Source organism: Hyphobacterium sp., assembly GCF_965229905.1.
Taxonomy (GTDB): domain Bacteria; phylum Pseudomonadota; class Alphaproteobacteria; order Caulobacterales; family Maricaulaceae; genus Hyphobacterium.
The window spans coordinates 2143873-2156111 of sequence record NZ_OZ245930.1 but is presented as its reverse complement, the minus strand read 5'-3'; the positions used below and the strand labels follow the sequence as shown (position 1 = coordinate 2156111).

The following is a 12239-nucleotide window of genomic DNA, read 5'->3' as shown; positions in this document are numbered from 1 at the left end:
TGCTTGCCGGCTACTCCGCCACGCGGGCCGCTACGCGCGCGGCTTCGACCCGCTGCGACATGATATTGCCCTTGTGCGGGAAGGGTTCCGCCGGCACCGGCACGCCCATGAAGGGCGCCAGCTTCTCGAAGCCGTCGCCATTGCAGATATTGAGGATCAAGAGATCGTCCGGCCGCTCCTTGAAATAGTCCTGCACCTCGCGGACATGGCGTTCATAGACCCATTTGAATCGTTCCGGCTGATAATTGTAGCAACCGTAGACCGCCGCCCGCAGCAATTGCCGCATGAGAAGATGCGTTTCCTCGTCCGGATCGTCGGTATGCTTGAAGGCCGGCCGGTTGAACCAATGGTTCTGGCAGGACCGCAGCCAGCCCGCCTCCTCGCGGACCGTCAGGACGAATCTCGATCCCGGATACTGCTTGTCGAGTTGCTGATAGTAGGGAACCGTCGTGATGTCGGTCAGCCCGTCATGATATTTAAGCAGGGTAAGATCGTACTGGCCGTAAGCCAGCTCGGTATAGGTGTCCTCGTCGATGGGATAATGCGAGGTATCCCAACCGAGCATCTGCAAGCCTGCCGTCAGCGACCGTGTGCCGGTTCGTGACAGGCCCAGGCCAAACACCATCGGCTTGTCCTTGGCCGCTCCGTAAACATGGCGCTCGTCATTCTTATCCAGCCAATCATCGAGATCGGCCATGGTGAACGGCCCCTTCTCGGCAACCCCCATGCGGTCGAGTTCCTGTTGCGCGAATTGCGGCAAGGCCTCGATGAATGCATGAGTTTCCGCAGCCGAGGCCGACTTCGGAACATTTTGGCGCGCAAACTGGACCGCGTGATTGGCAATCACGAAATCATCCGCGCCCTCGGTTGTGTCCGGCCAGTGCTTCATGGCCGAGGATAACCGCTTCAGCTGCACCTTGGTTCGGCTGCGCAATTCGCGCAGGGCGTACTTCATGAACACATGGCGATAGTACTGGAAATAATCGTGCAGGATATCGAAATTGCGGAATTGCTTGCTCATCCGCAATGGCTTCATGGCCAAATTCCGCAACCGCGATTCCGGCCTCAGCACGTATTTCATGTCATCAAGCGGAGGCTTGATCGCCGCCATCGCGTGGACCAGGTCGATCCGCGTGATATGGACGCCGCAATGCAGCCGGCCGCGGAACCGGTCAGAAACATAGGAATCGACATAGGCCGAATCCGTCTGCTCGATGAACTCTCTCATATCCTCGAGGATGAGACAGTCGGCATCAAGATAGACGACATAGTCGCAATCATGATCGATGCGCAGCATCCGATTCACGCATTCGGTAAACGGGCGCACATCATCGATGATGTGAACCTTGTCCGGCCGGATGTATCGCTTGGCGAGTTCCAACGCCACATCACGCGTACGCTCATCAATCTGCCGGAAGACAAGGTCGATCTTGGTCATGTGCCTATTCCCCCCAGGCCATGGCGGCATTGAAATCCCCGGCCAGCCGGTTGAACAGGGACAGATTCGGTGCCGACATTTCTGTTTTCCAGCGCAGGTCCAGCCGGATGGCGCCAGAATGATTGGCGTAATAGCTCTTGGTTCTCGGCGTAAGCTGCAGAATCGCGTCGGGATCGCCATCCACCCGGTCCCGCGCCGCCACGAACTGCGTGCCGGTATTGCCGCCGAGCGGATGCGATTCGCCATCGGCGAAGGCCAGCATGTTCTGCGAATGGGGCAAGCCGAAGCGCTCGCAGATCGACCGGACCACCGTCTCCGGTGATGTCGCCAATTCCTCATAGCGGACCGCGATCTTGCGGCCGCCGAAAGCGTCAAACACCGCCCGGCTCGCCGAAATTTGCGCCTTCCACGCTTCAATCTGTTCGGCGGCGTCGCGCTCCGGGTATTTGCGGAAACGCGAATTGAGCACAGCGCGCCCATCTCGCTGCAAGAAGATCAGCGCCGGCCGGTCTCCAGCCTGTTCAAGCTCACGGCTCCGTTTGCGAATCCAGGCCGGATTTTTGGTTGAATCGACAATAATGTGGGCATCGACATGCCCGGCCACCTGCCGGTAGAGCGGTTGGTCCGGGTCCCAATTGAAGACCGACCAGACCGGGCAGGTCTCGCCGCACACCTTGCACGCCCGCTTGCGCAAGGGTTTGTTGGGATCTCCGAGATAGCGGACCTTGGCACCCTCTCCCATGTAGAAAGCGCCTTTTGCCCGGCCGAGAATAAGGCCCAGCAGCGTCGATCCGGAATGTCCCGCCCCGCAAATCATCACGCCTGTCAGGCGCTGATCACCGATCATAAGTCCAAGCCTGCCTTTTCCCGCGGCCGGTCAGGCCGGTCGCAGGAAACTCCCCTCGCAGACCCGGATAAGGCGATATTTCATCGCATTGTGCAAGTGCGAACCGATTCTAGGCGGTGGGGTGGCGGGCGGCATGCACACCCTTCGCGACAGCACGCGCCAAGCAATCTGCAGCCAGCGAGCCGAGACGCGCGAGGGTGAAAGCGGCGGGATCCGCCAGCGGCCGCGACGAGGTCGACAGCGCAAACACGGTATCGCCGTCCAAGGGTGTGAATACGGGCCGGATCGCCCGGGCGAAACCTGCCGAGGCCATCTGCGCCAGACGTTTGCAATCGGCGGACGAGAGCACCGCATCGGTCGCCACGGCGGCAATGGTTGTGTTGGTCCCCGGAGCCGGGTTGAACTTCGCGGCCCCCCAATCTTCCGGATCGAACGCCAAAGTGTCGGGCACGCGCTGACCGCCGAACTCGCCGCCGATTTCATAAGGTGCTGCCCAGTAAGCGTCGCTGCCGGGTACGCGGACAGATCCGAAACAGTTCACCGCAACGATGGCGCCGACCGTGTATCCGTCATCGGTGACGATGCTCGCCGTGCCGATTCCGCCGGGCAGGCTTGCGGCACTTGCGCCGAAGCCCGCACCGGCGCGGCCTTCGACAACTTCCGCTCCGGCGGCCGCCAACGCCTGGCGCCCCAGCGCAGCATAGGGCGGCACCTCGTTCCAGGTCTTGTCGCCGCCATTCGCGAGGTCATAAAGGATCGCCGCTGGCACGACCGGCGATACCGGGATTTCCGGATGGGGAAACAACTCGAAGCCGCGCCGCTGCGCGCCTAATAGACCGGCAACGCCGTCCGCGGCTGCCAACCCGTAGGATGAACCACCCGACAGCACCACGGCGTCGACGGCATCCACCAGCGTATGCGGCTGAAGGGCATCTGTTTCTCGCGTTCCCGGCCCACCGCCGCGCACATCGACACCGCAAACCGCCCGTTCGTCGGGCAGGATCACCGTGACGCCCGTTTTGGCCTTGTCATCATGTGCCTGACCGACCTTCAGCCCCGGCACATCGGTGATCGCATTCCTGGCTCCGGGCTTTGCCATGTTCAGGTCTTCCGCTGCTGTCCGACCGCGCTATGGTGCCACCCACACCACCGGGAGCAAGTGCGTTGATCCGATTCCTGTCGCTTTCGCTGTTTGTGCTGGCAGCGGCCTGTTCGAGTCCGCCCCAAGGCGATGTCGCAGTACGGCCGGCGGCGCCACCCACAGCCATGGTAGCGGCGGCTAATCCGCATGCGACCGAGGCCGGGCTGGAAGCCCTGCGCAATGGCGGCAATGCGATCGACGCGGCCATTGCCATCCAGACAACCCTGTCGCTGGTCGAGCCGCAATCCAGCGGCATCGGCGGCGGCGCCTTCATGCTCTATTACAACGCCACCACCGGCGAAACGACGGTATATGACGGACGCGAGGCAGCACCGGCGGTGGTGACCGAAGATCATTGGCTTGATACCGCAGGCGAGCCTCTCCCCTTCCTTACCGCTTGGACGTCGGGCCGCGCGGTCGGGGTGCCTGGCGTTATCGCCCTGCTGGCCCGGGCGCATGCCGATCACGGCGCGGCAGATTGGTCCGGCAATTTCGACTTCGCGGCCAATCTGGCGGAGAACGGCTTCGCCATCAGCCCGCGCCTGCAGGGTTTCATGGTCCGGGTCAATGCCATGCGCGATGTCTCGGCGACGCCCGACATGCAAGCCTATTTCTATGATGCCGACGGCAATCCCTGGCCGGTGGGTCACGTCCTGCGCAATCCGGACTACGCCGAGAGTCTCCGGCTGATTGCCGATGACTGGAGGAATTTCTATGAGGGCCCGCTGGCCGGAGAAATCGTGGCGGCCGTCAATACCGGCGATGTTCCCGGAAACATGACACTGGACGATCTGGCGAATTATCAGGTCGTTGAGCGCGAGCCACTCTGCCGTACCTACCGGATCTATGAAATATGTTCTGCGCCGCCGCCGGCCTCCGGCGGCATCATCGTCAATCAGATCCTGGGCATGCTCGAGCCTTTCGACATGGCCGCGACCGGACCGGCGACGGTCGAAGGCTGGCGCCGCTTCATCGAGGCCAGCCGCCTCGCCTATGCCGACCGGGACGCCTATATCGGCGATCCCGCCTTCACCGGCATTCCGGTCGAAGCGCTCTTGTCGGATGAGTATATCGGTGCCCGCGCCGCGCTGATCGACCGCGAGACGGCATTACCCGATGTCTCCTCGGGCAACGCCGACATGCCGGGAACCAGCCATTTCACGGTGATCGATTTTGACGGAAACATCGTGTCGATGACCACCACGGTCGAATTCCTGTTTGGCTCGAACCGGATGGCCGGCGGATTCTTTCTCAATAACCAGCTGACCGATTTCAATTTCCGGCCGCGCGACACGGAGGGTTATTTGACGGCCAATGCGCCCGCGGGCGGCAAGCGGCCGCGGTCCTCGCTGTCGCCCACAATCGTCTTCGATGAGCGGGGCGATTTCGTGCTGACAACCGGATCGCCGGGCGGCGCGTCAATCATCGCATATACAGCCAAGACACTGGTCGGCATGCTCGACTGGAACCTGTCGCCGCAGGACGCCATCGAGCTGCCCAACGTCGTCGGGCGCGGCAATGTGGTGCGCCTCGAAGACACCTTCCCGGCGGAGATCGCCGCTGAACTGGAAGCGCTCGGCTTCACGCTGGATGCCAATCGCTCGGAAAATTCCGGCATCCATATTATCCGCCAGCTAGAAGATGGCACGCTGGCCGGCGGCGCAGATCCGCGGCGTGAAGGCACGGTCGGATTGCTTAGTCGGCCAGCGGAAGAGTAACCGCGAACACCGTCCCGCCCGGCCCCGTCCGGACCAGCACAATGTCGCCGCCATGGGCGCGCGCCAGCTCGCGCGCCGTCGACAAGCCCAGCCCCGTACCCTCACGCCGCGTCGAAGAGGTGAAAGGCTGAAACAGGTGCTCTTGAGCCCGCGGGGGCAGGCCCGGCCCGCCGTCCTCCACCTCTATGGTCACGAACCCGTCCATGGTTTCGCTGCGCACCGCCATCCGGATGTCGCAGGCCGATGCCGTCATGGCCTGTAGCGCATTCCGGAACAGGTTCAGGAAAATGCGGTGCACATGATCGGGATCGGCTTCGATCGCGAGACCGTCGCCGATCTCATTCGTCCAATCGCCTTCTCCGCCGCTCTCGGTCGCCATGGCATCGGCGGCAGCTTCGTCGAGCGCGACACGCAGATTGAGCCGCATGGTCTGCGGCGGGCTTTCCTCCGCCTTGCCATATTGCAGCGTCGCCTCGGTGAGCCGGATTCCGCGCCCGACGGCACGCACCATGCGGGCGCCCATTTTGCGCACCCGCTCGTCCTCAAACGATACAAGCCGGTCGGAGACAAGCTGTGCAGAGGCCAGCACATTGCGCAAATCGTGATTGATTTTCGACACCGCGACCCCCAGCGCCGCCAGACGCTCGCGCTGTTTTAAAGCCGAGCGAACGTCGTCCTGCATAGCAGCGAGCGCGCGTTGTGCCTGACCGATCTCGTCGCGCCGCTTTTCCGGCACAATCCCGCGCCGCGGATCAAGCGGATCGCGCTGGAAGCGCTCCATGGCGGCTGCCAGCTGACGCATCGGCCGCACAAAGGCATAGAGCAAAGTGATGTAGAGCAAGGCCCCGGTCACCACCGCTATAAAGAAGGAGAGCTGGAACAGTCCGGCAGAGTAGGCAATCAGGTCTTCGCGGAGTGCCGGTTCCGGCACGATGACGTCAATAATGTCATCGGGCCGCGCCTGCGGGTTCGCGATAATGCGCAGATAGCGCTCTTCGCTCACCGCAAAAGTCCGCGCTGCGGCTGTAATCCGCGCCAGCCAGGCCTCATTACGCAAATCCGCTTCGATCAGCGGGGCATCGATGGGCCCGCCATAAAGCACGAGTTCGTTGCGCCCCTCGGTCACGCGCGCAACGGCAACCGCGTCGGAGGCTTCCAATAGCTCGCTCACCTCCATGTCGCCGAGCGTGCCGCCCCGTGCGACATCGGCTGCCAGTGCGGCAATGAAAGCGGTTTCCGCCTGGTCGGACAGCCAATTGGTGCGGAATTGCGCGGCCAATGGCAGGAAAATCAGCAATTGGGCAAGCATCACGAAGACCAGGGTGAACAGCAACAGCCGTCCGGGCAGGCTCTCGAAAACAGCCCGGCAAACATCGACCACAGCCTGACGAAAACGCTGCGTCGTTCGGGGGGAAGGCGGCGTATCTGTCATATCCCTCGTGACACAGCCGATAGCCCACCCCGCGCGGCTGAACAAGCAAGGCTTATGCCCTTGACGCCCCGTAATCACTGGCGTAAGGACCCCGCCTCTTGAGATTTGCCCATTCAATGGAGCGCGTGAAGTGAAACGTACTTTTCAACCGTCCAAGCTGGTCCGCAAGCGTCGGCACGGCTTCCGCGCGCGCATGGCAACCAAAGCCGGCCGTCAGGTTCTGGCCCGCCGTCGCGCCAAAGGCCGCAAGCGGCTGTCAGCCTGATCGCTAAAGACGATAACGGAATCAAGATGTCCCGCCTGCGCGTCAGGCGGGACTTTCTGTATGTGGCCCAAGGCCGAAAGGCGGTTCGCCCCGGCGTGGTGATCCAGGCGCGCGAAGGTCGCTGCCCGCCCGGCGAGATCCGCGTCGGCTTTACCGCCACCCGCAAGATCGGGGGCGCGGTCACGCGCAATCGGGCCAAACGCCGCCTGAAAGAGGCCGCCAGGCTGCTATTGCCCCTCCACGGACAAGCCGGGAATGACTATGTCTTCGTCGCGCGGGCCAACACGGCCCGACGTGACTGGCCGGCCCTGCTTGACGATGTGACGCTGGCACTGCAAACCCTCGCCCGCCCGGCTTCGGGCGAAATGACAGATTAGAGCCGATCGGAACACCCCATCATGGGCGAAAATCGCAACATTCTCCTGGCCATTCTCATTTCCGCGGCCATCCTCATCCCCTACCAGATCTTCGTGATCAGCCCGATGCAGGAACGCCAGCGCGCCGAACAGGTCGCGCAGCAATCCGCCGCTGTCCAGACCGAGCTCGCCGAAGCCGCGGCAGAATCCGCCGAAGCCGCGACCGAGCCGGCGGTGATTGACCAGCGGATCGAGATCGTCAGCGAGGCGGTCAACGGGTCGCTCTCCCTGACCGGCACCCGCATCGACGAGCTGCGGCTCAACCGGTACGACACCGAAGTCGACGATCCCTCGCCGGTCGAGTTTCTGCGCCGCCGCGATGGCGAACACGCCTTTTACGCCCAGGATGGCTGGCAGGCGCTGGGCGAAGGCCCGTCCGATGCGCCCGGCTTCAATACCAGCTGGACCCTCGTCGAAGGCAACCGGCTGACGCCTGAAACACCGATTGTGCTGGAGTATCGCGGGGCAGACGGCCTGGTTTTCCGCCGCACGATCTCGCTCGATAACGACTACATGTTCACCTATGCCGACGTGATCGAGAACACGTCCGGCCAGACCGCCAGCCTGTCGCGTTACGCGCGCGTGCGCCGCGATGGCGAACCGCCGGCGCCCTGGGCGCCATTCTTCATTCTCCATGAAGGCCCGATCGGCGTCGTCGGCACCACGCTGATCGACGACAAATACCGCTCCATGGACCCCGGCGATGAAACCTCCGAGAGCGGCACCGGCGGCTGGATGGGTATCACCGACAAATACTGGATGGCTGCCGTCATTCCCGACCAGTCGATGGAGATCACCGGCGAATACAGCCTGATCGGCCGGCAGGGCCCCGACACCTACCAGTCCGGCTATGTCACCCAGCCGCTCGAACTGGCACCCGGCGCGACACTGGAAACCTCGGCCCGCATTTTCGCCGGCGCCAAGCGCGTCGACCTGCTGCAGACCTATGAGGAAGACCTCGGCATTTCGCGCTTCGACATGGCCGTCGACTGGGGCATGTTCTGGTTCCTCACCCGCCCTTATTTCTGGCTGCTGCACACCCTGTCCGGCTTCCTCGGCGGGATCGGTTTCGCTATTCTCGCAGTGACCGTCCTGGTCAAGCTTATCTTCTTCCCGCTCGCCAACCGCGCCTATGTCTCGATGGCGAAAATGAAGAATTTGCAGCCGAAAATGCAGGAAATTCGCGACAAATATGCCGAAGACAAACAGAAGCAGCAGCAGGAAATCATTGCGCTTTACCAGCGCGAGAAGGTGAATCCGCTCGCCGGCTGTTTGCCCATATTGTTCCAGATCCCGGTCTTCTACGCGCTCTACAAGACGCTCTTTGTGACGCTCGAAATGCGCCATCAGCCTTTCCCGGGCTGGGTGGAAGATCTGTCCGCACCGGATCCCACCACGATGTGGAACCTGTTCGGCCTGTTGCCCTATGACCCGTCGGGTTGGCCGATCCTCGGCGGCGTGCTCGCCATCGGCGCCTGGCCAGTACTCATGGGGATCACCATGTGGGCGCAGCAATCGCTGAACCCGCCACCGCCGGACAAGATGCAACAGCGCATCTTTGCCTTCCTGCCATTCGTCTTCACGATCATCCTGGCGCCGTTCGCGGTCGGCCTCGTGATCTACTGGGCGTGGAACAACTTCCTGTCGGTTCTGCAGCAATACATCATCATGCGCCGCCAGGGCGTCGAGACCCGCCTCGACACGATGATCAAGAATTGGCGCAATCGCGGCGGAGAGACCGGCTAGCGGCCATGTCCGGCACGACCGATACCGGCCGCGGCAACGCTCTTTTCGCCCGCCCTTGCGAGTTCCTGAAGGGCGCGGTCGATCTGGCCGGCTTGCCGCCGGCCGATCTGCCGGAAGTCGCCTTCTGGGGCCGCTCGAATGTCGGCAAGTCCAGCCTTATCAATGCGCTGACCAACCAAAAGCAGCTGGCGCGGGCGTCCGGTGAGCCGGGCCGCACCCGGGAACTCAACTTTTTCAATCTCGCCGGCCAGATCCGGCTGGTCGATCTGCCCGGTTATGGCTTCGCCAAGGCGCCGAAGAAAACCGCCCAGGTCTGGACCCGCCTTACCGAGGCCTTCCTCAAGGGCCGGCCCAACCTCAAGCGCGTTTATCAGCTGGTCGATGCCCGTCATGGGCTCAAGCAAATCGACACGCTGATGATGGACGGGCTCGATGAAGCCGCCGTCAGCTATCAGATTGTCCTGACCAAGGCGGACAAGCTGAAACCGGGACAGCTCGAAGCGGTCAAGTCGGAAACGCTTCAGAAACTCGCCAAGCGGCCGGCGGCATTCCCAGAGATCATTGCCACGTCCGCGTCGAAGAAAACTGGGCTGGACGAGTTGCGCAATGCGATTGCCGCATTTACGGCGGAGTTTTCGGGTTAGATTGCTGGAATGTTTTCGCGTCTGATTGTCCTGGTTCTTCTCGTCCTTCCGGCAGCGCCCGCGCGCGCCGCGGATATTTGCAATGAGACCAGCTTCGTCATCGAGGCCGCTCTCGGCTGGATTACCGATCGGCGCGAGATCGCGGTCGAGGGGTGGACCCGCATCCGGCCGGGCGAATGTGTTGAAGCTGGTCCGACACTGGATCCGGACAGCGACGATCCCCTGCTCTTCTATGCCCGCTCGACGGCCGCCTATCTTGGCGGCGTCCGTGAGTGGGGCGGGCAGCTGGACCTTTGCGTCGGCGCCGCGGATTTCGCCGTGGAAGGCGTCACCGACTGCGAATCGCTCGGTCTCGACCGCCGCGGATTCGATGTTTTGCGCGGCGAACATCGTCTGCGCACCGTGCTCGTCGAGCCTCTGGATTTTGGCGATGACGCCCAGGAGGCCGGCATTCAACGGCTCTTGCGGGATGCGGGTTATGACATCCGCTTTATCGACGGTGTTGAAGGCCGGCGGACCTTCCGCGCGATTTCGGCCTTTGTTCAGGGCCAGGGCCTGCCGCGCACCCCGCCGCGGCCTGAATTGATCGATGCGCTGGAAGCCGCAGCGATCCGCCGTAATGCCGAAGCCGGGCTGGTCGTCTGCAATGAAACCGAAGGCCGGATCGCGGTGGCGCTCGGCCGGCAGCGCAACGACATCTGGGAATCCCGCGGATGGTGGCGGCTGGACGCGGGTGGTTGCGCACGCGTCATCGCCGAGCATCTCGATATTCCTGACGCCTGGTTTTACGCCGAACGCACCGGCGAAACGGTTGGCCGGTTACAGAATGGCGATGAAACCTTCTGTTACGCCCCCTCCCGCTTCGTTGCGGAGGGCCGGACCGAATGTGCCGGGCGTGGCTACGCCGCCGCCCGGTTCCGCCAGATCCCGGATCCGGTGGAGGGCACAAGCCGCGTTTCGCTGACATTGAGCGATTTCCGAACCATTGAAACCACGGCATCGGCGGAGATCGAGGAATGACGGCCGACCTGTCTCACGTGGCGACCTGGGTCTTCGATCTAGACAATACGCTTTACCCGTCGGATGCGGCCGTAATGGCGCAGGTTGATGCCAAGATGACCGACTATGTGGCCCGGCTGCTGGATCTCGATCGCGACCAGGCACGCAAGGTCCAGAAGGACTATTGGCGCGAATACGGGACCACGCTGAATGGGCTGATGGCCAATCATCAGATCCCGGATGGGCGGGACTTTCTGGATTTCGTGCATGATGTCGATCTTAGCGTTGTGACGCCGGATCCCGCGCTGGCACAACACATCAAGGAGCTGCCCGGCCGCCGGCTCGTCTACACCAACGGTTCGATGAAACACGCCGAGAATGTCTGCACCCGGCTCGGCCTGTCCGATTGTTTCGACGACATGTTCGATGTCGAAGCGGCAGGCTTCCAGCCGAAGCCGCACCTGGCCGGGTTCGACCGTTTCTCGCGCCGTTTCGGTATCGAAGCACCAGAAAGCGCCTTCTTCGAGGATTCGATCCGCAATCTGAAAACCGCTTACGATTTGGGATGGACGACCATTTTGGTGCGCGCCCGGCCGGGACCGCGCGATGAAGAAAGCGCCGGCCCGGACGAGCATCCAGCCCACGTGCACTACGCGGCCGATTGCCTCAAGACCTTCCTGTCCACCGCCCAGACGAAAGACCGCGCCGCATGACCGATCTCTCGCATCTCGAAGCCGTCATCGATACCGCATGGGACCGACGCGACGACAAGGACGCCCTGAACCGGGACGTTGCCGACGCTGTCGCCCAGGCGATCGGTCTGCTCGACAGTGGCAAGGCGCGGGTGGCCGAAAAGTCCGGCGCAGGCTGGGTCGTCAATCAATGGCTTAAGAAAGCCGTACTGCTGTCGTTTCGCCTTAATCCCATGACACCGATTTCGGGCGGCATTGGCGGTGCGAAATGGTGGGACAAGGTCCCGTCCAAATTCGAAGGCTGGGGGGAAGAGGAATTCAGGGCCGCAGGCTTCCGCGCCGTGCCGCCTTGCGCCGTGCGTCGCGGCGCCTTTATCGCCAAGGGCGCCGTGCTGATGCCGTCTTACGTGAATATCGGCGCTCATGTCGGCGAAGGGGCCATGGTCGATACCTGGGCAAGCATCGGATCCTGCGCCCAGATCGGAAAGAATGTCCACGTTTCGGCCGGCGCCGGTATCGGCGGCGTGCTGGAGCCGCTTCAGGCCAATCCGACGATCATCGAGGACGGCGCTTTCATCGGCGCCCGCTCGGAAGTCGTGGAGGGCGTCATCGTCCGCGAGGGCGCGGTACTGGCCATGGGTGTTTTCATTTCCGGCTCGACCAAAATCGTCGACCGCACCACCGGCAAGATCACCTATGGTGAAGTCCCGGCTTATGCCGTGGTCGCACCGGGCACTTTGCCGGATCCGAAGGGCGGCCCGTCGCTAGCTTGCGCCGTCATCGTCAAGACAGTCGACGAGCGCACCCGTGCCAAGACCGGCATCAACGAATTGCTGCGGGACTAGCCAGACCCATCATTTAGACATTCATCAAACTGTTATTGACATCAATTCGACAATTA

At 62.6% G+C, this 12239-nt stretch carries 12 protein-coding genes; 8 read left to right on the top strand and 4 right to left on the bottom strand.

Going from position 1 to position 12239, the window contains the following annotated elements; all coding sequences use genetic code 11:
* Nucleotides 1-10: 10 nt before the first annotated feature.
* The 3 genes from ACO08C_RS10770 to ACO08C_RS10760 all read right to left on the bottom strand — a co-directional run bounded on the left by ACO08C_RS10770 (nt 11) and on the right by ACO08C_RS10760 (nt 3384).
* Nucleotides 11-1438 carry a sulfotransferase family protein gene (locus tag ACO08C_RS10770; protein ID WP_421785551.1) on the bottom strand — a complete coding sequence of 476 codons (1428 nt, stop codon included), beginning with the start codon at nt 1436-1438 and terminating at the stop codon, nt 11-13.
* A gap of 4 nt (nt 1439-1442) precedes the next feature.
* Nucleotides 1443-2285: a sulfotransferase gene (locus ACO08C_RS10765; RefSeq protein WP_421785550.1), complete on the bottom strand. Its 843-nt coding sequence runs from the start codon at nt 2283-2285 to the stop codon at nt 1443-1445.
* A 109-nt stretch (nt 2286-2394) separates the two neighbouring features.
* Nucleotides 2395-3384 (bottom strand): P1 family peptidase, encoded by a 990-nt coding sequence (locus tag ACO08C_RS10760; protein WP_421785549.1) that lies wholly within the window; start codon nt 3382-3384, stop codon nt 2395-2397.
* 65 nt (nt 3385-3449) lie between these two features.
* Here ACO08C_RS10760 and ggt point away from each other — a divergent pair, with 65 nt between their 5' ends.
* Entirely contained in the window at nt 3450-5144 is a 1695-nt protein-coding gene (gene ggt / locus ACO08C_RS10755) for a gamma-glutamyltransferase (protein ID WP_421785548.1), read from the top strand.
* Here the strand turns inward: ggt and ACO08C_RS10750 are convergent.
* The gene (locus tag ACO08C_RS10750) at nt 5122-6576 is read right to left on the bottom strand and encodes a sensor histidine kinase (protein WP_421785547.1); all 1455 of its coding nucleotides are present in this window, start codon (nt 6574-6576) and stop codon (nt 5122-5124) included. The two genes, ggt and ACO08C_RS10750, sit on opposite strands and share 23 nt — an antisense overlap.
* Nucleotides 6577-6706: 130 nt before the next feature.
* Here ACO08C_RS10750 and rpmH point away from each other — a divergent pair, with 130 nt between their 5' ends.
* Genes rpmH through dapD form a run of 7 tightly spaced genes read left to right on the top strand, consistent with a single transcriptional unit; the run spans nt 6707 to nt 12183 of the window.
* Nucleotides 6707-6841, top strand: a complete 135-nt coding sequence (gene rpmH, locus ACO08C_RS10745) for a 50S ribosomal protein L34 (RefSeq protein ID WP_236955547.1) — start codon at nt 6707-6709, stop codon at nt 6839-6841.
* A 26-nt stretch (nt 6842-6867) separates the two neighbouring features.
* Nucleotides 6868-7218 (top strand): ribonuclease P protein component, encoded by a 351-nt coding sequence (gene rnpA, locus ACO08C_RS10740; RefSeq protein WP_421785546.1) that lies wholly within the window; start codon nt 6868-6870, stop codon nt 7216-7218.
* 21 nt (nt 7219-7239) lie between these two features.
* The gene (gene yidC, locus ACO08C_RS10735) at nt 7240-9003 is read left to right on the top strand and encodes a membrane protein insertase YidC (RefSeq protein ID WP_421785545.1); all 1764 of its coding nucleotides are present in this window, start codon (nt 7240-7242) and stop codon (nt 9001-9003) included.
* A gap of 5 nt (nt 9004-9008) precedes the next feature.
* Complete coding sequence (gene yihA, locus ACO08C_RS10730) at nt 9009-9647, top strand: ribosome biogenesis GTP-binding protein YihA/YsxC (RefSeq protein WP_421785544.1); 639 nt, start codon at nt 9009-9011, stop codon at nt 9645-9647.
* Between the two features lie 9 nt (nt 9648-9656).
* On the top strand, nt 9657-10667 hold the full coding sequence (locus tag ACO08C_RS10725) for a DUF1036 domain-containing protein (RefSeq protein ID WP_421785543.1): 1011 nt from the start codon (nt 9657-9659) through the stop codon (nt 10665-10667).
* Nucleotides 10664-11359: a pyrimidine 5'-nucleotidase gene (locus ACO08C_RS10720; protein WP_421785542.1), complete on the top strand. Its 696-nt coding sequence runs from the start codon at nt 10664-10666 to the stop codon at nt 11357-11359. Before ACO08C_RS10725 ends, ACO08C_RS10720 begins: the two co-directional genes overlap by 4 nt.
* Nucleotides 11356-12183, top strand: coding sequence for a 2,3,4,5-tetrahydropyridine-2,6-dicarboxylate N-succinyltransferase (gene dapD, locus ACO08C_RS10715; protein WP_421785541.1), 828 nt, complete (start codon nt 11356-11358; stop codon nt 12181-12183). Before ACO08C_RS10720 ends, dapD begins: the two co-directional genes overlap by 4 nt.
* The last annotated feature ends 56 nt before the right edge of the window (nt 12184-12239 follow it).

Excerpts from the sequence above, each read along its gene's own strand:
- ACO08C_RS10770 (WP_421785551.1), bottom strand. The coding sequence starts at position 1,438 with ATGACCAAGATCGACCTTGTCTTCCGGCAGATTGATGAGCGTACGCGT.
- ACO08C_RS10765 (WP_421785550.1), bottom strand. The coding sequence starts at position 2,285 with ATGATCGGTGATCAGCGCCTGACAGGCGTGATGATTTGCGGGGCGGGA.
- ACO08C_RS10760 (WP_421785549.1), bottom strand. The coding sequence starts at position 3,384 with ATGGCAAAGCCCGGAGCCAGGAATGCGATCACCGATGTGCCGGGGCTG.
- ACO08C_RS10750 (WP_421785547.1), bottom strand. The coding sequence starts at position 6,576 with ATGACAGATACGCCGCCTTCCCCCCGAACGACGCAGCGTTTTCGTCAG.
- rnpA (WP_421785546.1), top strand. The coding sequence starts at position 6,868 with ATGTCCCGCCTGCGCGTCAGGCGGGACTTTCTGTATGTGGCCCAAGGC.
- yidC (WP_421785545.1), top strand. The coding sequence starts at position 7,240 with ATGGGCGAAAATCGCAACATTCTCCTGGCCATTCTCATTTCCGCGGCC.
- yihA (WP_421785544.1), top strand. The coding sequence starts at position 9,009 with ATGTCCGGCACGACCGATACCGGCCGCGGCAACGCTCTTTTCGCCCGC.
- ACO08C_RS10725 (WP_421785543.1), top strand. The coding sequence starts at position 9,657 with ATGTTTTCGCGTCTGATTGTCCTGGTTCTTCTCGTCCTTCCGGCAGCG.
- ACO08C_RS10720 (WP_421785542.1), top strand. The coding sequence starts at position 10,664 with ATGACGGCCGACCTGTCTCACGTGGCGACCTGGGTCTTCGATCTAGAC.
- dapD (WP_421785541.1), top strand. The coding sequence starts at position 11,356 with ATGACCGATCTCTCGCATCTCGAAGCCGTCATCGATACCGCATGGGAC.